This is a genomic window from Pseudomonas sp. S2_F03, from assembly GCF_054668335.1.
The window spans coordinates 5,609,941-5,629,993 of record NZ_CP162759.1 but is presented as its reverse complement, the minus strand read 5'-3'; the positions used below and the strand labels follow the sequence as shown (position 1 = coordinate 5,629,993).

The 20,053-nt window shown below is 59.6% G+C and carries 18 protein-coding genes and 2 pseudogenes; 11 read left to right on the top strand and 9 right to left on the bottom strand.

Annotated features, from left to right (window positions below; translation table 11 throughout):
* The first annotated feature begins 50 nt into the window (after positions 1-50).
* Positions 51-620 (top strand): DcrB/PsbP domain-containing protein, encoded by a 570-nt coding sequence (locus tag AB4N76_RS26380; protein WP_460163751.1) that lies wholly within the window; start codon positions 51-53, stop codon positions 618-620.
* A 3-nt stretch (positions 621-623) separates the two neighbouring features.
* Here AB4N76_RS26380 and AB4N76_RS26375 read toward each other — a convergent pair whose 3' ends face one another.
* The 3 genes from AB4N76_RS26375 to AB4N76_RS26365 form a co-directional block, all read right to left on the bottom strand.
* Entirely contained in the window at positions 624-1,340 is a 717-nt protein-coding gene (locus tag AB4N76_RS26375; RefSeq protein WP_460163750.1) for an alpha/beta hydrolase, read from the bottom strand.
* Between the two features lie 187 nt (positions 1,341-1,527).
* On the bottom strand, positions 1,528-2,640 hold the full coding sequence (locus tag AB4N76_RS26370; RefSeq protein WP_460163749.1) for a M14 family metallopeptidase: 1,113 nt from the start codon (positions 2,638-2,640) through the stop codon (positions 1,528-1,530).
* A 201-nt stretch (positions 2,641-2,841) separates the two neighbouring features.
* Positions 2,842-3,621: an ABC transporter substrate-binding protein gene (locus AB4N76_RS26365; protein WP_077430356.1), complete on the bottom strand. Its 780-nt coding sequence runs from the start codon at positions 3,619-3,621 to the stop codon at positions 2,842-2,844.
* Positions 3,622-3,866: 245 nt separating this feature from the next.
* Between AB4N76_RS26365 and AB4N76_RS26360 the strand changes: the two genes are divergently transcribed.
* On the top strand, positions 3,867-4,508 hold the full coding sequence (locus AB4N76_RS26360; protein WP_109784552.1) for a type 1 glutamine amidotransferase: 642 nt from the start codon (positions 3,867-3,869) through the stop codon (positions 4,506-4,508).
* Positions 4,509-4,545: 37 nt separating this feature from the next.
* On the opposite strand, the gene AB4N76_RS26355 is transcribed toward AB4N76_RS26360, so the two are convergent.
* Positions 4,546-4,980, bottom strand: a complete 435-nt coding sequence (locus tag AB4N76_RS26355) for a rhodanese-like domain-containing protein (RefSeq protein ID WP_460163748.1) — start codon at positions 4,978-4,980, stop codon at positions 4,546-4,548.
* A 101-nt stretch (positions 4,981-5,081) separates the two neighbouring features.
* Between AB4N76_RS26355 and ftrA the strand changes: the two genes are divergently transcribed.
* Positions 5,082-6,056 carry a transcriptional regulator FtrA gene (ftrA, locus tag AB4N76_RS26350; protein WP_109784550.1) on the top strand — a complete coding sequence of 325 codons (975 nt, stop codon included), beginning with the start codon at positions 5,082-5,084 and terminating at the stop codon, positions 6,054-6,056.
* Between the two features lie 148 nt (positions 6,057-6,204).
* Here ftrA and cobF read toward each other — a convergent pair whose 3' ends face one another.
* Both cobF and AB4N76_RS26340 read right to left on the bottom strand, forming a co-directional pair.
* Entirely contained in the window at positions 6,205-6,960 is a 756-nt protein-coding gene (cobF, locus tag AB4N76_RS26345) for a precorrin-6A synthase (deacetylating) (protein WP_109784549.1), read from the bottom strand.
* Positions 6,960-7,532, bottom strand: a complete 573-nt coding sequence (locus AB4N76_RS26340) for a histidine phosphatase family protein (RefSeq protein WP_109784548.1) — start codon at positions 7,530-7,532, stop codon at positions 6,960-6,962. Before AB4N76_RS26340 ends, cobF begins: the two co-directional genes overlap by 1 nt.
* A 338-nt stretch (positions 7,533-7,870) precedes the next feature.
* Here AB4N76_RS26340 and AB4N76_RS26335 point away from each other — a divergent pair, with 338 nt between their 5' ends.
* From AB4N76_RS26335 to AB4N76_RS26320, 4 genes and pseudogenes are all read left to right on the top strand, one after another.
* Positions 7,871-8,725 carry a MurR/RpiR family transcriptional regulator gene (locus tag AB4N76_RS26335; protein ID WP_046027796.1) on the top strand — a complete coding sequence of 285 codons (855 nt, stop codon included), beginning with the start codon at positions 7,871-7,873 and terminating at the stop codon, positions 8,723-8,725.
* 240 nt (positions 8,726-8,965) lie between these two features.
* Positions 8,966-9,983, top strand: a pseudogene (locus AB4N76_RS26330) (arginine N-succinyltransferase).
* A gap of 61 nt (positions 9,984-10,044) precedes the next feature.
* Positions 10,045-11,079 (top strand): arginine N-succinyltransferase, encoded by a 1,035-nt coding sequence (astA, locus tag AB4N76_RS26325; RefSeq protein WP_077430359.1) that lies wholly within the window; start codon positions 10,045-10,047, stop codon positions 11,077-11,079.
* A gap of 199 nt (positions 11,080-11,278) precedes the next feature.
* The gene (locus AB4N76_RS26320; RefSeq protein WP_077430360.1) at positions 11,279-12,148 is read left to right on the top strand and encodes an isocitrate lyase/PEP mutase family protein; all 870 of its coding nucleotides are present in this window, start codon (positions 11,279-11,281) and stop codon (positions 12,146-12,148) included.
* A 131-nt stretch (positions 12,149-12,279) separates the two neighbouring features.
* On the opposite strand, the gene AB4N76_RS26315 is transcribed toward AB4N76_RS26320, so the two are convergent.
* Together AB4N76_RS26315 and AB4N76_RS26310 are read right to left on the bottom strand one after the other, a co-directional pair.
* On the bottom strand, positions 12,280-12,582 hold the full coding sequence (locus AB4N76_RS26315) for a hypothetical protein (RefSeq protein WP_046027802.1): 303 nt from the start codon (positions 12,580-12,582) through the stop codon (positions 12,280-12,282).
* Positions 12,583-12,949: 367 nt separating this feature from the next.
* On the bottom strand, positions 12,950-14,020 hold the full coding sequence (locus tag AB4N76_RS26310; protein WP_460163747.1) for a diguanylate cyclase: 1,071 nt from the start codon (positions 14,018-14,020) through the stop codon (positions 12,950-12,952).
* A 193-nt stretch (positions 14,021-14,213) separates the two neighbouring features.
* Between AB4N76_RS26310 and AB4N76_RS26305 the strand changes: the two are divergent.
* The 3 genes and pseudogenes from AB4N76_RS26305 (at position 14,214) to hglS (ending at position 18,302) form a co-directional block, all read left to right on the top strand.
* A pseudogene (locus tag AB4N76_RS26305) lies at positions 14,214-15,667 on the top strand (flavin-containing monooxygenase).
* 30 nt (positions 15,668-15,697) lie between these two features.
* Entirely contained in the window at positions 15,698-16,636 is a 939-nt protein-coding gene (locus AB4N76_RS26300; protein WP_460163746.1) for an alpha/beta fold hydrolase, read from the top strand.
* A 280-nt stretch (positions 16,637-16,916) separates the two neighbouring features.
* A complete protein-coding gene (hglS, locus tag AB4N76_RS26295) occupies positions 16,917-18,302 on the top strand; it encodes a 2-oxoadipate dioxygenase/decarboxylase HglS (protein WP_046027809.1) in 1,386 nt (461 codons plus the stop codon).
* 144 nt (positions 18,303-18,446) lie between these two features.
* Here the strand turns inward: hglS and AB4N76_RS26290 are convergent, their stop codons facing one another.
* The gene (locus AB4N76_RS26290; protein ID WP_046027811.1) at positions 18,447-19,124 is read right to left on the bottom strand and encodes a type 1 glutamine amidotransferase domain-containing protein; all 678 of its coding nucleotides are present in this window, start codon (positions 19,122-19,124) and stop codon (positions 18,447-18,449) included.
* Between the two features lie 413 nt (positions 19,125-19,537).
* Here AB4N76_RS26290 and AB4N76_RS26285 point away from each other — a divergent pair, with 413 nt between their 5' ends.
* Entirely contained in the window at positions 19,538-20,053 is a 516-nt protein-coding gene (locus AB4N76_RS26285; RefSeq protein ID WP_007948242.1) for an Hcp family type VI secretion system effector, read from the top strand.

The window sequence follows — 20,053 nt, the reverse complement described above, 5'->3', positions numbered from 1 at the left end:
CGTCCATGGGATGATCGCCGTCAAAGCGCGATCATCCCTGGAGTTTTTGCATGTCACTGTTGAGTAAAAAAACCGCTGTCCTGTTGCTGACCGCGGTTGCCAGTCTGGGCGCGTTGCATGCACAGGCGGCCAAGGCCCCTGCCAGCAATAACGAGCCGGCTCAGAAAGTCTCGATGCTGGGCGGCAAGTTCACCTTCACCCTGCCCAAAGGCTTTACCGCCAACACCCTGCCGTCCAGCCCGACCGGCGCGAGCGGCACCATGTACACCAACGAAACCACCAAAACCGTGGTGATCACCGCTGAAAACAACCTGCCGAAAGACGTCAGCGTCACCGACAACGACGGTGCGTTTCTCGACGGCACGGTCGCCGATTTCGACGCATCACAACGCAACGCCCTGCCGGACTTCAACAAGCTCAGCGAAAAAAGCCTGACGCAAAAAGGTACCGGACTTGGGCTTCGTCAGGTTGACAGCACGGCCACACAGGGCGGCGGCATGACCCTCAACACCACGCTGATGGCCGCGTCCGGCAACCGCATGGCGGTGGTTCAGGTCATTTCCCGTCCGGGCGACATGGCCGCGCATGAGACGTTGATCAAACAAATCGTCAGCAAGTAAGCGTCAAGGGTTGAGGCGCTGCAACCAGGCGCTCAAATCGTTGATCTCGGTTGCACTGATGGTGTGGCCGAGCCCTTCGTAGGCATGAAACTCAGGCTTGAGTAACAGGCTCTGCAACAGGTTGTCAGCGTCTGTGCCGTCCTTGAACGGCAGGCGAGTGTCCTCTTTACCATGCCCAATGAAAATCGCCAGTGACAGGTGTTTTTCCTCTTTTTTGAGTTCGGATTTGAGCACCGGCAGGATCCGCCCACTCAACGCCGCAATCCCGCCGACCGCCTCGGGGTGACGTAACGCCACTTCGTAGGACATGATCGCGCCCTGGCTGAACCCCACCAGGAACACCTTGTCCGGTTCGGTGTGATATTTCTTCGCGGCCTGTGCGATGAAATCCAGCAGCACCTGGCCGCTGCTCTTCAAGTCATCGGTCTTGCCGTTATAGGCCCCTTCGCCCCTCTTGCGAAACCACTGATAGCTGCCCTCTTCCATCGTCATCGGTGCGCGCACCGACAGGTAGGTGTAGGTGGCCGGCAGATCATCCTTGATTCCGAACAAGTCCTGCTCGTTGCTGCCGTAGCCGTGGAGGAAAATCACCAGTGGCTGATGACTGGACTCGGCGTTGGCCTGCTCCAGGTACTTGAGTGGCAGATCGGTTTGCAGCGTGGTTTGTGCATGGACCGTGGCGGATGCCAGCAGCGCCAACAGGGCGAGAAACTTCAACATAAACCTTCCTTCAAAGGCGCAGGGTTCAGGGTGAGCCTAGCACTGTGAGTCTGCCTGGGGATTTTGGGTGTGGCTGATGCCGTCATCGCGAGCAAGCTCGGCTCCCACAGGGATTGTGTGAGCACCGAAGATCCCCTGTGGGAGCCGAGCTTGCTCGCGATGAGGCCCTCAAGCACAACGAAAGACCTCAGTCGTTAATCAGTTTGCCAACCCGAATCGGCTCGCGCCCCGCCACTTTCGCCTGCCACGTCCCCGGCTGGGTATACCGCCCGCGATCAATCGCAAACAACACACCGCTGGTTCCGGCATGCACCGTCGTGACCTTGTCTTGCAGTGGATCAACCACTTCAAACAGGGCATCGCCCTGCTCCACCCACTCACCGGCCTCGCGCAGGAAACTGACCACCCCGTGATGCGGCGCAAACAGGTATTGGGTGCCCTCGAACGGCATGCCTTCACAGCACTCGTCCGGTGCCGACGGCCATTCGCCTTTGATGAAGCCCTGCTCGGCGAGGAAACCCAAGATGGCCTCGCAATTGGCTTGAGCCTGATCGACGCGGGTGTCGCCCATGCTGCCCAGCTCCAGCGTGGTCGCCAGATTGGCGGGTGGAATCGCCGCCTCAGGAAACGCTCGCGCCAGGCGCAACCACGGCGACGAACACGATTCATCGAACGAGCTGCCGCCGGAATCTTCACACAACAATGCCACGCCGGCCTTCAACCGTGCCGCCAGGGATTGCCACTGCGGCCAGTGCTGCGGCAACGCATAAATATGAATCGCCGCATCGAAATCGCAATGCAGATCGAGGGTGATGTCGGCATCGCACGCATGGCGCAACAGCAAGCGATGCATGGCTTCCAGCTGCGAGGCGGGTGCTGGCAAACCGTCGAGCACCTGGCCCATGGCCTGGCGGATCAGCGCGATGTTGGCCTGCGCATCGTTGCCCAACCGGTCGCCGATCAGCTCAGCCACGGGTGCGCCGAGTTCCACGAACGAACGGTTGAAATTCTTGCCGCTGCCCAGTTCAAAACGGCCCATATGGCTGCCTTGCAGGTGCTGGTCCAGACCAATCGGATTGGCCACCGGCACCAGTTCGATCACGCCCTGCAACTGCCCCTGGGTTTCGAGTTCGGCCAGGCGCTTTTTCAGCTCCCATGCCGTACGCATGCCTGGCAGTTCATCCGCATGCAGGCTGGCCTGGATGTAGACCTTGCGCGTGCCCGCGCCGTAACGAAACACGCTGAGGGTACGTTCGGTGCCCAGGTGGCTCCAGGGCAGTGAATGATCGATGCGTTGCATGGATAAACTCCTGAAATCTGAACGGTGAGATCCCCTGTGGGAGCGAGCTTGCTCGCGATAGCAGTCTGACAGTCAAGTCATTGTTGCCTGACCCTCCGCTATCGCGAGCAAGCTCGCTCCCACAGGCTTCTCTGCTGCTAAAGAGAATGCACAAAAAAAATGGCAACCGCGTCAACGGTTGCCACTTTTTAAACGAGGTGATTACTCGCCGTAAACGTCAAAGTCGAAGTACTTGTCTTGCACTTGCTTGTACTTGCCGTTGGCGCGGATTTCGGTGATGGCTTTGTTGAATTGCTCAGCCAGAGCGGTATCGCCCTTGCGCACCGCAATCCCGGCACCACCGCCGAAGTACTTGGCGTCTTCGTAGGTCGGGCCAACGAATTCGAAGCCTTTGCCGGCGTCGGTTTTCAGGAAACCGTCACTGAGGTTGACCGAGTCGGCCAGCAGCGCGTCAACACGGCCAGAGACCATGTCCAGGTTGGCTTCCTGCTGCGAGCCGTAACGAACCAGTTCGATCCCCGCCGGCACCAGCACTTCAGTGGCGTAACGGTCGTGGGTGCTGGCGCGCAGCACGCCGACCTTCTTGCCTTTGAGCTGGGTCAGTGGATCGGTGATGTTGGAACCTGCCTTCATCACAAAGCGCGCCGGGGTGTGGTAGTACTTGATGGTGAAATCGACGTTCTTTTTACGGTCGTCGGTGATGGTCATGGACGACAGGATCGCGTCGATTTTCTTCACTTTCAGTGCCGGGATCAGGCCGTCGAATTCTTGCTCGACCCACGTACACTTCACTTTCATCTGCTCACACAGCGCGTCACCGATGTCCACGTCGAAACCGGTGAGTTTACCGTCAGGGGTTTTCATCGAGAATGGCGGGTAACCGGCTTCGATACCGATGCGGATCGGCTTGGCATCTTCGGCCACGGCGGTCAGGGACAACATCGACAGTGCCAGGGCACCGAACATCACTAGCTTCTTCATTTATAACTCCTGTGTGCGGAGGCTTTTATTGGCAGCTTAAGATTGGCTTTCGGCCGGTGAAAACCGAAGTGGCCGGCAGTCTAGAGTGGCTTCAAATGGGCAAATTGTGTTTAAGCGACAAATACTTATAGAAAAGTGGCTGCTACAACAGAGCGACTTGATGCGTGCGCCAAGGCAGTGCACAGACTGTAGGACAAGTCCTTTTTCGGACAAATCTGACAAACAAAACTTACCCGAGAGCCGTAATGCCTACCTTGAATCTGATCCAGCACCACCCCGCCGAAGGCCCTGGTGCCATTGCTGACTGGGCCTCGTCCCGAGGTCTGACGCTGAAGGTGTTTCGTGCCGATCTCGGCCAATTGCCGCCCGTGAGCGCAGCACCGGTGATTGTGTTGGGCGGGCCATATGAATCCAATGCCGGGCCGACATGGCTTGAGGCCGAGCGACAGTGGCTGGCGGGCAGTCTGGATAAAGGCGTCGCGGTGTTCGCGATTTGCCTGGGCGCGCAATTGCTGGCGTTGAGCCTGGGCGGAACGGTGCGACGGATGGCGCGCACGGAAACCGGCTGGACGTCGGTGACATTCATCGATGGGCAAAGGCTGAACGTGCTGGAGTGGCACGAAGACGCAATCGCCCTGCCGCCGGAGGCGCAATTGCTGGCCAGCAGCGATCAATGCGAACAGCAGATGTATCGCGTGGGGCCTACGCGGGTGGGACTGCAGTTCCATCCGGAGTGGAATGCCGAATCGGTGGCGATACTGAATGAACACTTTGCCGAGGAATCACCATTGCCTCGGGGTGAACCGGACAGCGCCGCCTACGCCGCCGTTTATGACTGGCTGCAGGCGACGCTGGATGCGTGGTGGGCGGCTGCGTCCACTCGCTGAACGTCAGGACTGACGGGCTTTTTGTGTTACTTGAACGTCAGCATTCGCAACCAATGGCAGCACTGGCCGGACGCTGTACCAGCGTACTCAATTCAAACTCTTCATCCAGCCACCCGGTCACACCGCCTATCATTTCCTTGACCGGGTAACCCAGCGCCGCGAGCTTCACCGCTGCCTTGTTGGCGCCGTTGCAGTGCGGACCGGCGCAATACACCACGAACAAGCTGCTTTTCGGGTACGCCGCCAACCCTTCAGCATTCAGCAATCGCCCCGGAATATTGATCGCGCCCGGCACATGCCCCCGCTCGAACGCCAGCGGGCCGCGCACGTCGACCAACACGAAATCCACCTCGCCGGCCTGTTGACTGCCGTGGACGTCGGAACAGTCTGTTTCGAATGTCAGACGGTTGCTGAAATGCATCAGGGCGATGGCCGAAGGGGCTGCGGGAATTTCGCGGACCAGGCTGGTCATGGGCAGTACTCCAAAGTCAGGGTGGGTGTGAGAAGACTTTATCCGCCCGATGCTTGGCGCTACAGTGGCGCACAAGACACTCACCGGGAACTTTCCGCCAAATGCAGCCTAACCCTGGATTGGTCGCGATCCTGGCCTACGACGGCCTCTGTACCTTCGAATTCGGCATCGCCGTGGAGATCTTCGGCCTGGCGCGGCCAGAGTTCGACTTTCCTTGGTATGAACACCGGATCGTCGCCGTGGATCAGGGCCCGATGCGCGCCATGGGCGGTATTCAAGTGCTGGCCGATGGCGGCATGGAGCTGCTCGAAGACGCCCGCACCATCATCATTCCCGGTTGGCGCGACCGTCATGCAGCGGTGCCCGAGCACTTGCTCGACGCCCTTCGAAAGGCCCATGCGCGGGGCGCGCGGTTGCTGTCAATCTGTTCCGGCGTATTTGTGCTGGCGGCGACCGGTTTGCTCGATGGCCACAGCGCCACCACTCATTGGCGCTACACCACCGAACTGGCCGAGCGCTTTGCGCATATCCAGGTCAACCCGGACGTGCTCTACGTCGACTCAGGTCAACTGATCACCTCGGCCGGCAGCGCAGCGGGTATCGATGCGTGTCTGCACCTGGTGGCTCGGGATTTCGGTACGCACGTGGCGAATTCGGTGGCGCGACGGCTGGTGATGTCGCCGCAACGCACCGGCGGCCAGGCGCAATTTATTCCGGCACCGGTCAGCCCGACGCCGCGCAGCGATGTGTCACGCGTCATGCAATGGGCGCGCGAGCGCTTGCACGAACCGCTGGAGGTGCGCGAATTGGCCAGCGAGGCGGCCATGAGTGAGCGGACATTCCTGCGTCGGTTCACTGAGGCCACCGGGATGCCGCCCAAAGCGTGGTTACAGCATGAGCGACTGGCGCGAGCGCGGGAATTGCTGGAGAGCACCGACCACAACACCGATCAGATTGCCGAGCGGTGTGGGTATCGATCGGTGGAGAGTTTTCGGGTGGCGTTTCGGGGCATTGTGGGTGTACCGCCGTCAGTGTATCGGGAGCGGTTCGGGCGTGGGGGCAGTGCGATCATTTAAGGTGTGTTTGAGGACGCCATCGCGGGCAAGCCCGCTCCCACAGGTTTGCGGGCGTACACAGCATCGGTGGCAGACACCTATCACTGTGGGAGCGGCGGTACGACGATTCGACTTGCCCGCGATGAGGCCATCCCGGACACGAGTTAACTCAAGGCTTACGCAACAGATAGGTATCCATGATCCACCCATTGGCCAATCGAGCTGCCTTGCGCACCCGCTCAATTTCATCACCTACATCCTTGAGTTTGCCGCTGATCAGGATTTCATCCGGCGTGCCTAAATAGGCGCCCCAGTAAATCTCGGTCTCCTGATCCGCCACCTGATGGTAGGCATCCTGTGCGTCCAGCATCACCACCACGCTGTCCGCATCACTCACCTGCCCCGCCGCCAGCCGTCGCCCTGTGGTGATTTCAATCGAGCGGCCAATCTCATTGAGCGGCACTTTATGCTGCGCCGCCAAGGCCTGGACGCTGGTAATACCGGGGATGACCTCGAACTCGAACACACAGCGCCCCGAGGCCAGAATCGCCTGCAAAATCCTGATCGTGCTGTCATACAACGCCGGATCGCCCCACACCAGGAAACCGGCGCACTGATCATCGCTCAGGTGCTCATTGATCAAGCGCTCGAAGGTCAATTGCTTGGCAAGGTTGAGGTCTTCGACACTGTTCGTGTAGTCCACATCACCGCGCTCGCGCTCGGGGCTGTGGGCTTCGACGAAGCGGTAGTCGCGATCGGTGATGTAGCGCTCGCAGATCTCGCGACGCAGGTCGATCAACGAGTCTTTGCTCTGGCCCTTGTCCATCAGGAAAAACACATCGACACGGTTCAGCGCCTTCACAGCCTGCATCGTGACGTAGTCGGGGTTGCCGGCGCCAATGCCGATGACCAGCAGTTTTTTCATCACGACACTCCTTCGGCGTCGGTGCCGAGCAAGCGCAGACGCCAGCGGCCGGTGAAGCGCAATTCGATGGCTGACAACGGCTCAACGTCGATCTGATTGAAGGCCGCGCCCTGCACCACTTCCATCAACGCGGCCCGTATGACGAAGGGGTGGGTGATGGCAACGATATGCCCCGGTGCGCTTTCAAGCGTTTGAAGCCACTGCGCCACGCGCTGGCGCAATTGCACCACCGACTCACCGCCATGCGGCGCCGATGCCGGATCATCGAGCCAGGCCTGGAGCGCCGACGCTTGTGACGTTTGCAAGGCATCGATGTGTACGCCGTGCCACTGTCCGAAGTCGCATTCGCTCAATGCCGCGACGACTTCAACATCATCGCCGAACAAGGCCGCGGTTTGCCGGGTACGCAGCTCCGGACCGCACAGTAAACGGGGCGTCCCTTTGAACTGGCTGCGGCGCGAGCCTTTCGCCAATTGCCAATCCATTTCCAGTGGCTCGTTCGTAGGAAAATACGCCAATTTCTGTGCGACGGTTCGAGCGTGACAAATCAGAGTCAAACGGGTTGCCTGCACGAATTATCCACCTGTCGAAACCATCGAAAACGGCAACGCGCCGCAAAAACTTGCCCAATTGTGCCCCAAGAAGCCCGGTTCAGGGCGTTTCGTTTCACCGGTCACGCACCGCGTGCCGAACGCCAGGGTCGATGAAATTCGGCAATATCCCACACGGTTATGGGCGATTACCTACAAGCGCTGTCGACTTCCATGTAGCCCCCTTAGCACGAGGGTTTCGCCCCATTTTGGGGCTCGAAAAACCGCCGAAAAATTCACTAGACTTGTTGAGTCCGCTACATAAATACTGTTTTAGCAATTTATGAAATGAAACCAACACCCATCCAGCAGGAGCCCGGATGCCCTCTCTCAGAGACCAGATCACCGACGCCGGCATGGAGCTGACGCCGTCGGAACGCAAGGTCATACGTGCCTTGCTGGATCAGTACCCGCGTAATGGCCTCGGCCCGATGTCACGTTTGGCCGAACACGCTGGCGTCAGCGATCCCACCATTGTGCGTCTGGTGAAAAAACTCGGGTTCAACGGTTATGCCGATTTCCAGGATGCCCTGCTCAGCGACATGGACCAGCGTTTGCGTTCCCCCAGTGCCCAGTTGCAACGGCGCTCCCATCTGCACAAAGGCGATGCATGGAGCCACTGTCTGGCGAGCAGCCATCGAGCGTTGGTGGATACCCACGCACTGACTCAGCCCGAAGACATCCGGATCCTCGTGGAATGGCTGCTCGACACTCGCCATCAGGTGCACTGCTTTGGCGGGCGCTTCAGCAATTTCCTCGCCCAGTACTTGCTCAACCACCTGCGCCTGCTACGCCCCGGCTGTTTTGCCCTGGAAGACAACGCGCAACTGCCGGACCGAGTGTTCGATGTGCAGCGCCAGGACGTGGTGCTGGTGTTCGATTACCGGCGCTACCAGTCGCGGACCTTGCGGTTGACCAACGCCGTCAAGAGCCGATACGCACGGGTGGTGTTGTTCACTGACATCTACACTTCCCCACTACGCGAGATGGCTGACCTGATTATCAGTGCGCCGGTTGAATCGGTGTCAGCCTTCGACACCATGGTTCCGGCGCTGGCCCAGGTCGAGGCGTTGATTGCCTGCCTGACGTTGCGCAGCCCGGACCTGGCCGATCGCCTGGAAGGCATCGACGCCCTACGCGGCGAATTCGACACCCACCTGCTGGAGGATAAATAAGGATGTTTACGCTCCCCATTGCTCACCCCGGGACCTGCCATTCATCGCCCACCACACCGCGTTACTGTGGGCACCGGCGATCATGTACAACACGGTGCTGGCCGACCCGAGCAACGACTGACAAAAAAAAGGACGGCGTCTGACAACAAATCAGGCGAGCGCTGCTTTCATGCGTGGAAACCGACAGTGATAGTCAGGTTCGGTGCCAATCACCGAACCCTTTGATACAGGAGTGCAGCCATGCTGGTCTTACGCCCAGTCGAGTTAACCGACCTGCCCCAATTGCAGCAACTGGCCCGTGACAGCCTGGTGGGCGTCACGTCTTTGCCCGATGACAGCGAACGCTTGCGCAGCAGAATTCTCGAGTCCTGCGCCTCACTGGACAAAGGCGTTGAGAAACATGGCCCGGAGAACTACTTCTTCGTGCTGGAGGACCTGACGGCCCGGCGCCTGGTGGGTTGCTCGGAAATCCTGGCCACCGCCGGGTTCAACGAGCCCTTCTACAGCCTGCGCAACCGCCACTTCACCAGCGCCTCGCGGGAGTTGGAACATCGAGCATGGCGTGCCGGCACTGTCTTTATGCCACGACCTTAATGGTCACACCCTGCTGCGCGGCTTTCACATCGACGACGACCTGGTGCGCACCGAGTTCTCGGAGTTGCTGTCACGGGCACGGCTGCTGTTTATCGCGGCCCATTCGCAGCGATTTGCGGACGTTGTAATCACCGAAATCGTCGGCTACAGCAGCGACGAGGGGCAATCGCCGTTCTGGGATGCCGTGGGCAAGCACTTTTTCGACCTGCCTTATACCGAGGCCGAACGCCTGTGCGGGCTGGAAAGCCGGACCTTTCTCGCCGAACTGATGCCGCAGTACCCGATATACGTTCCCATGCTGCCCCAGGCTGCGCAGGACTGCATCGGCCGGATTCACCCCGACGGCCAGGAGGCCTTCGACATTCTTGAACGCGAAGGCTTTGAAACCAACAGCTACATCGACCTGTTCGACGGTGGCCCGACCTTGTATGCACGCACCTCGAACGTACTCACCATCGCCCAAAGCCTGAAGGCAACGGCGCAGGCCGTTTCGTCCATCGATGCACGAGGCAGGTATCTGGTCAGCAATGACGCACTCAAGGGCTATCGCGCGATCGTCGCCGAACTGGATTACCAGGCCGGGCACCCGGTAGGGTTGAGCGCCGACATGTGCAGGGCCCTGAACGTGACCGATGGCAGCCCGATCCGGTTGATCGCCCTGTGAGCATCACTCGGCCCCGTGGCCAACGACAGCGCCCGAACAGGCGCGAAGAAGGAGCTGCATCATGATTGTCCGTCCGGTTCGCGTCACCGACCTGCCCGCCTTGATGGACCTGGTGCAACAGGCCGGCCCCGGGTTCACCACCCTGCCGGCCAACGAGGATCGCTTGGCGCACCGGGTGCGCTGGGCCCAGCGGACATTCGCCGAACAAGTCGAGCGTGCGGATGCCGATTACCTGTTTGTGCTTGAGGATGACGATCAGCAAGTGGTCGGCGTCAGTGCCTTGACCGGAGCCGTGGGCCTGCGTGAACCCTGGTACAACTACCGGGTCGGGTTAACTGTCAGCGCTTCGCCGGACCTGGGCATTCAACGACAGATTCCGACCCTGTTCCTGAACAACGAAATGACTGGCCAATCGGAACTCTGCTCGCTCTTTCTGCGCCACGACCAACGCCATGGCACCCATGGCCGGCTCCTGTCGCTGGCGCGCCTGCTGTTCGTCGCAGAATTCCCCCAGCAGTTCGGCGACAAGCTCATTGCCGAACTGCGTGGCCGCGCCGACGAGCATGGCTGTTCACCATTCTGGGACAGCCTGGGCCGGCATTTCTTCAAGATGGAATTCAGCCACGCCGACCACCTGTCGGGGTTGGGCAGTAAATCGTTCATCGCCGAATTGATGCCGCGCCAACCGCTCTACACCTGCCTCCTGACGGAACAGGCCCAAGCCGTGATCGGCAAGGCACACCCGAACACCGAACCGGCCTTGAAGATCCTCAGCGCCGAGGGTTTTTCCCACAAGGGCTACATCGATATTTTCGACGCAGGTCCGGTGATTGAAGCACCGGTGTCGAAAATCCGCACCGTGCGCGACAGCCAGGCCCTGGTGCTGACCATTGGCACGCCCGACGAACAGGCCCCGGTCTGGCTGATCCACAACCGTCGCCTGGAAAACTGCCGCATCACCGCCGCCAAGGCACGCATGGTGGGCAACAGCCTGATTGTCGACCGACTCACTGCCAAACGGCTGCAACTGCAGCCCGGCAACTCCGTGCGTGCGGTGCCATTGCTCAATCAACAGCAGCAGGCTGTAGCGGCGTAAACACTTGATGGCGAGTGCTGCGCACTCGGACGCAGCCTTCGGCAGCTGCTACAGGGGTTAGCGTTACTGTGAGGATTGCAGACAACAACTTTGTAAATTCGTCATCATCTTCTGTTCGTCCGCGTGATAGCCTTTTGTTCCTTCGGCGTTGACACTTTTGCTCAAGCCCTTCCATTCCAATTGCAGTGGTGGAACTCGTATGTCCAGGCTTTCCCATCAAGATTTGCGCCGTAACTTCCGCAAACTGTTCGCTTCCAACACCTGCTATCACACGGCTTCGGTCTTCGACCCGATGTCGGCCCGCATTGCGGCTGACCTGGGTTTTGAAGTGGGGATTCTGGGCGGCTCGGTCGCATCGTTGCAGGTGCTGGGCGCCCCCGACTTTGCGTTGATTACCCTCAGCGAGTTCGCCGAGCAGGCCACCCGCATTGGCCGCGTGGCGCAATTGCCGGTCATCGCCGACGCCGACCATGGCTACGGCAACGCGCTCAACGTGATGCGCACCATCGTCGAACTCGAACGCGCCGGCGTGGCCGCGCTGACCATCGAAGACACCTTGCTGCCGGCACAATTCGGCCGTAAATCCACCGACCTGATCGGCGTCGCGGAAGGCGTCGGCAAGATCCGTGCAGCGCTGGAAGCCCGCGTCGATTCAGAAATGGCGATCATCGCCCGCACCAACGCCGGCATCCTGCCCGTCCAGGAAATCATCAGCCGCACCCAGCAGTACCAAGCCGCCGGAGCGGACGGGATCTGCATGGTCGGTGTGCAGGACTTCGACCAACTGGAAAAAATCGCCGAGCACCTGAGCGTGCCGCTGATGCTGGTCACCTACGGCAACCCGGCGCTGCGCGATGACAAGCGCCTGGCCGAACTGGGCGTGCGAGTGACGATTGACGGACATGGCGCTTACTTTGCGGCGATCAAGGCGACGTACGACAGCTTGCGCGAACAGCGGCAGATCTTTACCCAGGCCTCGGATTTGAACGCTACGGAGCTGACGCACACCTACACGCAGCCTGAGGAATACATCCGCTGGGCGGAAGAGTTTATGCGTGTGAAGGAGTGATGGTTTAGCTGTATTGCTTGGGCTGACGCCATCGCGGGCAAGCCACGCTCCCACATTTAATACGCGTTCCCCTGTGGGAGCGTGCGGTGCGGCGATCCGACTTGCCCGCGAAGGGGCCGGTTGCAACACCGCTAGATTGCAGCCTTGAACCCCTCCTCCCGCTGCAACGCCCGCGCCCGGATCACGTCCAGAATCGCGCATCCTTCACGCATCAGCAGATGCACCGCCCCGGTCACACGCGTCAGATCACAGTCTGAAATGCCTTTGAGGCCAAGGCTGGACAAGGTGTCCGCCAAATCACGAACCACGGTAAAGCGATGCGCCGCGCAGGCTGCGAGGTCGCTGAGTTCTTTGTGGGTATTGACGAAGAGCACCGGATTTTCGGCGTCGTAGGTGTCGATGGGGAGGTAACGCGGCATTACTTGGTCGTGCATTGTTGTAACTCCTGTAATTGGAGCAACCACCGTTTCGCGGCCAAACGAAGGTGGCAGCCGTACGCGGGTTGGCCGACCGGGTACAGGAACCGGCACACCCGAAGGTGTCCCACGCACAGCCGCCATAACACGATGTTTCAGGCGCTAATCGCCTGAACGGTGTCGGGTAGCTGGACGTTCCTGTATCCGACCGACCAAGGTCGTTCGCGGAGTTTTCCGCGAGCCCGAACTATAGGGGTCGATACCGAAACGCGGCAACAGGGTACGTTGTAGGAAACGTCTTGGAAAGTTGTGCGCCACTGAATGAGCCAGCTCAACCCCCACAAAAACCCTGTGGTGAGGGGGTTTAGGGGTTGCTGCTAAAGAGTCACACCGAATCAAACAACGCCCGATGCAGCTTGCCGTCGGCGCAAATCACCCGATTGCGGCCAGTGGTCTTGGCTTCGTACAGCGCCTGATCGGCGTCGTTGAGCCACAACGTGGCATCGGCGTGCGCCGGGTTGAAGGCGGCCAGGCCGATGCTCAGGCTGACTTTCAACGCCGGGCTTTGCTCGTAACCCAGCGTCGCGAAACGATCACGCAAGGCATCCATGGCCGCGGCGGCGCTGTTCAGGGGCAAGTCCGGCAGTAGCACGCAGAACTCGTCACCCCCATAACGCCCGGCCACATCGGTGGCACGCAGGTTCTGCTTGAGCATTTTGCTCAGCTGACGCAACACAATATCCCCGGCGACGTGGCCGTAGGTGTCATTGATGGTCTTGAAATGGTCGATGTCGATCAGCGCAATCGCCCCGCCCTGCTGCTGGCGTTGGCAACGCTGGAATTCAATTTCCAGTTGATCCTTCCAGGCGCCATGGTTCAGCAGGCCGGTCAGGCTGTCGGTGCGGCTCAGGGCCAGCAGTTCGCGCTTTTGCCGGCCCAGGGTGGTGGCCTGGCGAAAGCAGATCCAGCCCAACGCCAAGGGGTACAGGATCAGCAGCGGCATGCAGGCAAACATCTGCAATGGACTGGTTGTCGGGATGAACGCGGGCGTAAACAGCAGCCATCCAATGCCTATCCCGAGAATCTGCGCGACGGTGCCCACCAGCAGAAAACGCAAGCCACCGATGGCGACATTGTTCATCGCCATCATCGACAGCGTTGCAACACTGGGCAGCGGATTGAATTGCATGGCCGCCACCCAGAAACCACCGAGAAAGGCGTCGACCAGGATGTTGCGGTGTTCGGCGTGAAACGGAACCTTGGCCCGCCGCGCCCACTGATAGGCAACGTGCGGCCAGAACACCCCGTTGAACACCATCAAACCCCACACCCACGGCGCCGGGTCGAGGGGATACATCGCCGCGCTCACGCACAACAATCCCAGGGCCAAACCCAGGGTACGCGATGTATAAAGCCTCCTGGCCAATGAAAGTCCTTTTCCTCCCGCTTTTTCCATAAGGGCCTCTGCACCACTGAACGGAACCTGATGACACCGGGGTGACAGGTGCGATTGGAGTCTATCAGGGCAACGTTAAATAGCCATCACCGGCGAGCGGCCTGAATACCGTGGTATTGCCGCGAGGCGAGTCTTCAATGTTTGGCTATACATGAAAGAAGGGTTCAATAAACAACGATAAAAAAGGAGGCCCATGCAGACCTTTCAAGTATTGATCATCGGCAGCGGTTTTGGCGGTCAGTGCGCGGCGATCAATTTGCTCAAGGCCGGCATTGATGATTTTCGCTTGCTGGAACGACGGGATTTTTTCGGCGGCACCTGGTGCCAGAATACCTACCCCGGCGCAGCGGTGGACGTACCTTCGCCGCTGTATTCGCTGTCTTTTGCGCCCTACCGCTGGACGCAAATGTTCGCCGAACAAGCGGAGCTTCACCGCTATACCCAGTACGTGGTGGAACGCTTCGGCCTGCGCGAGCGGGTTGAACTGCAAGCCAATGTCGAACGCATCGAATGGGATGACGCCAGCAAACGCTGGGCCGTGCACACCGCCACCAAAGGCACGTATTACGCACAGTTTCTGATTAACGCGACAGGGCCGTTGAGCCAGCCGGTCATTCCTCACTTCGTCGGTCAGGAACGCTTTCAGGGCAAGACCTTCCACACCAACAACTGGGACCATTCCTACGACTACCGGAAAAAACGCGTGGCCGTCGTCGGCAGTGGTGCCAGCGCTGCCCAGGTCATCCCGGCGATTGCCCCGGACGTCGAGCACCTGCATGTGTTCCAGCGCACACCACACTGGGTACTGCCACGGGCCGACCGTGCGTTTGGCCCTTCCAGCGGTGGCTGCTGGGCCTGAAGCCGGCCTACAAGCTACTGCGCTGGATGATCTATTGGCAGTTCGAAACCCGGGTGATCGCCTTCAAATACTCGAAACCGGCGATCCACATGGTTCAGCAACACGCCCTGCGCTTTCTCAAACGGCAGGTGCCAGACCCCGCATTACGCCAAAAGCTGACACCGGACTTCACCATCGGCTGCAAGCGGGTGCTGGTCTCCAGCACCTACTACCCGGCGCTGAGCCGGCCTAATGTGACGTTGCACAGTCGCGAACAAGGCATCGCCGCCATCGACGAAACCGGCATCGTCACTCAGGACGGCCAGCACATCGACCTCGATCTGATCGTCTGGTCCACCGGTTACGACGCCACCGACGGGGTGATTTCCTACCCGGTCACCGGCAAACACGGCACGCAACTCAAGGACGTCTGGGCGCAGTACCCGCGGGCCTACCTGGGCACCAGCCTGCCGGACTTCCCGAACCTGTTTATCGTCACCGGCCCGAACACCGGCATTGGCCACACCTCGGCGCTGTTCATCATCGAATCGCAGATGAATTACATCCTCGACTGTATTCGCACGTTAAAAGCCCAAGGTTTACGCAGCATTGAAGTACGCCCCGAAGCGGAACGTACCTACACTGAAATGATCCATCGCGAAATGGAGCGCACGGTGTGGAAGTCCGGGGGGTGCCATAGCTGGTACCAAAGCAAGAGCGGTCATGTGATCGCCATGTTTCCGGGGTTTAGTTTCAGCTACCACCGATTGACCCGGGCGCTGAAACCTGCCGACCACATCCTGTCCTGATCACGTTAGAGGAAGTCATCCGATGCTTCTTTGGTTGTCGTTATTGCAGTTATCGTGGCCTGGAGCTGGTTGAGCTACCCGGCCATCGGTTATTGGCTCTATGACTGGAACATGGCGATTGAAGCCAAGCTGTATCGGCTGCACAAGATCGTCGTACCGATCCACGAGATGACCGTCTCGACCTGGCAAGGCGGCCCGTATGAGGCGTCGAGTAGCGTGCTGATGCTGCACGGCTACAGTGCCGACAAAAACCTCTGGCTGCGCTTTGCCCGGCACTTTGTCGGCAATTATCGGGTAATCATTCCGGACATTGCCGGTCATGGCGAAACCGGGTTCAAGGCCGGTGGCGGCTACGACATCCCCTTGCAGGCCAAGCGGATCATCCAGTTGCTCGACGTCTGCGGGGTCGAGAAGGTGCATGTGATTGGCAACTCAATGGGCGGCTACATCGCAGCGTGGCTGGCAGCCACGTACCCGGAGCGGATAGCCTCCGTCGCGCTGATCGATCCGGCCGGGGTCACCGCGCCCGAAGCCAGTGATCTGGAGCGGCACCTGGCCAAGGGGCACAACCCGTTTCTGATTCACTCGCGCGAGGAGTTTCGACGCTTCTACGCCATGACCATGGCCGAACCGCCGTGGGTGCCCGGCGTAGTACTGGACGCCGTGGCCCAGCGCTACGAGCAAAGCCGCGATGAGCTGGAGGAGATTTTCAACGACTTTCGCGCCAGCCCGCCGATGGAGCCGATACTGGCGGACATCAAGTGCCCGGCGCTGTTGTTGTGGGGTCACAAGGACCGTTTGATCGACGTCAGCAGCGTGTCCGTCTGGAGCAAGGGCATCGTCGATCTGCGAGTGCATATCTGGGATCACCTCGGCCACATGCCGATGGTTGAGCAACCGGCGGATACCGCAAGGCTGTACCGGGAGTTCCTGGGATCGCTGCGCACCGAAAGCCGTTCCCACTTATAACCACCACCGAGCCCCGTAGCAGCTGTCGAGCTGCGCGAGGCTGCGTCCGGTGGCGAAGTCGCCGTGAATCAGGCTCTGCGGTTTTCAGTTAAACCGGGTTTTCAGGGTTTACGACGGCTCCGCCGCCGGAAGCAACCTCGCAGGCTCGGCAGCGGCTACAGGTCCTGTTGTTCAAGCAGTCCTTGGCAGAATGAAGTTCGTAAGATTCTTCGTTTGTCGGCGCCGCTGAAGGCTGCGATCTTTTCGCACATCCTTTACGTCACCGCGCCAGGAATTCTTCATGAGCCAAGCACACTTCGTCAGCCCTGACCTGATCCGTCAACGCTTCTCCAAAGCGATGTCCGACATGTACCGCGAGGAAGTGCCGCTGTACGGCGCGCTGATGGAACTGGTGGAACAGACCAATCAGTACGTGCTGGACAGCGACCCGCAGATCGCCCGCCAGTTGATCAGCACCGGCGAAATCGAGCGCCTGGACCTGGAACGCCACGGTGCAATCCGCGTCGGTACCGCCACCGAACTGACCACCCTCGCCCGTTTGTTTAAGGTCATGGGCATGCAACCGGTGGGCTATTACGACCTGACCCCGGCGGGCGTGCCAGTGCATTCCACCGCATTCCGCGCCGTGCACGAAGCAGCGTTGCAAGTCAGTCCGTTCCGCGTGTTCACCTCGTTGCTGCGTCTTGAACTGATCGAAGACCTGGAACTGCGCGCCTTCGCCCAGTCGGTGCTGGACAAGCGCCAGATCTTTACCCCGGCAGCGCTGACCTTGATCGAGCGCGCTGAAACCGCAGGCGGCCTCACCGAGCAAGAAGCCCAGGACTTCGTCGAGCAGGCGCTGGAAACCTTCCGCTGGCATCACAGCGCGACCGTCACCGCCGAGCAGTACCAAAAACTCAGCGCCCAGCACCGCCTGATCGCCGACGTCGTGGCCTTCAAAGGCCCGCACATCAACCACCTGACGCCACGCACGCTGGACATCGACATCGTCCAGGCGCAAATGCCGGTCCACGGCATCACCCCCAAAGCGGTGATCGAAGGCCCGCCTCGCCGCCAGTGCCCGATTCTGTTGCGCCAGACCAGTTTCAAGGCGCTGGACGAACCGGTTGCCTTTACCGATCAAACCGCCACCCAAGGCAGCCACAGCGCCCGCTTCGGTGAAATCGAACAACGGGGTGCCGCGCTGACGCCAAAAGGCCGGGCGCTGTATGACCGGTTGCTCAACGCGGCACGAGATGAATTGAAAGACTTCCCCAATGAGGCCAATGCCGCACGCTACAACGCGCTAATGACGCAGCACTTTGGCGAATTCCCTGACACCTACGAAGGCATGCGCCAACAGCAACTGGCGTACTTTCGCTACTTTGTGACGGAAAAAGGCCAAGCGGCCGAAGAACTGAAATCGTTGTCGCTGGAGGCGTTGCTCAGCGGCGGTTACCTGCGGGCTGAACCTTTGGTCTATGAGGATTTTCTGCCCGTGAGCGCAGCGGGGATTTTCCAGTCGAACCTCGGGGATGCAGCGCAAACCCACTATGGCGTGCATTCGAATCAGCAAGCATTTGAACAAGCGCTGGGGCGAGCGACGATTGATGAGTTGGGGTTGTATGCCGAAACGCAACGGCGTTCGATTGAGGAATGCTATGCGACGCTGGGCCACGCCATCTGAAACCTGTAGCAGCTGGCGAAGCCTGCGTCCTGCTGCGAAGCAGTCGTAAATCGGCTGGTGCGGTTTTTCAGATAAACCGTGGTTACCGGATTACGACTGCTACGCAGCCGGACGCAGGCTGCGCCAGCTGCTACAGGATCGGGTTTAGCGCAGTTTTGCCAGCAACGCCTCGGCCGCAGCCTCGGACGACGCCGGGTTCTGACCGGTGATCAGCAACCCGTCAGTCAGCACATAGCTTGCCCAATCGTCGCCCTTGGAATAAATCCCGCCCTTCTCCTTGAGCATGTCTTCGACCAGAAACGGCACGACGTTCGTCAGTTGCACCGCCTCTTCCTCCGAGTTGGTGAAGCCCGTGACCCGCTTGCCCTTGACCAGCGGCTGACCGTCCGTGCCTTTGACGTGGCGCAGCACACCCGGTGCATGGCAAACCGCTGCGACCGGTTTATTCGCCTTGTAAAACGCTTCGATCAGCGCAATGGATTGCTTGTCTTCAGCCAAATCCCACAGCGGACCATGGCCGCCCGGATAGAAAACCGCATCGTAATCCTCGGCTCTCACACTGTTGAGCAGCGCGGTAGAGGCCAATGCGGATTTAGCCGCCGCGTCTTTATTGAACCGATCGGTGGCGGCGGTTTGCGCATCCGGCTCATCGCTCTTGGGGTCCAGCGGCGGCTGTCCACCCTTGGGCGAGGCCAGGGTCAACTGAGCACCGGCGTCCTTGAAGGCGAAATACGGTGCGGCGAACTCTTCCAGCCAGAAGCCGGTTTTCTTCCCCGTGTTACCCAATTGATCGTGGGACGTTAAAACCATCAGGATTTTCATGTCGCTCTCACTCCGGTTCAGGGTTGTCAGGATGCTCGATGGCAGTGTTTTTATGGACCCTGCTGCCAGTCGATTCGTTGCACCGGCTATCAGGGTGTAGTTGATGGATGGCGCATAGCCCTTATGCGCAAGAAGTTGCGCACTCATCGTTGGAAAAGGCCTTTTTGGGACCCTGATCACCCTGCCGGGCGGGCTCTCCAGCCCAGTGCGCAAGAAGTTGCGCAGTGCTGTGCAAGTTCTTGCGCACATTCCTCAGTGTTCTTCTGTAGAAATCTTTCGGAACTTGAAAAACAGTCTCAACACACTGTTTTATATAGCTTTTAACGTTTCTGGCACGGACCTTGATAACAGTCAGGCACCCACCGGGCGATACCGCCTCCGGGCACCCTTAATTTTTAGCAAGGAGCACACCCATGGCTACACCAGCGTACATGTCCGTCACTGGCGAAAAACAAGGTCTGATCACCGCCGGCGCATTCACCGCCGATTCGGTTGGCAACACCTACCAGGAAGGCCACGAAGACCAGGTCATGGTTCAGGCTTTCAGCCACGACGTGATCATCCCGCGTGACCCGCAGTCCGGCCAACCTACCGGTCAGCGCGTTCACAAGCCTGTCGTGATCACCAAGGTCTACGACAAGTCTTCGCCTCTGCTGCAAGCGGCCCTGACTTCCGGCGAGCGCATGAGCGAAATCGTTATCCAGTGGTACCGCACTTCGGCTCAAGGTACTCAAGAGCACTACTACACCACCAAACTGGAAGACGCGATCATCGTCGCCATCAACAACAAAATGCACAACTGCCAGGACCCTTCGAACTCGCACTTCACGCACCTGGAAGAAGTGCAGTTCACCTACCGCAAAATCACCTGGACCCACGAAGTATCCGGTACTTCGGGTTCCGATGACTGGCGTCTGCCGGTCGCCTAA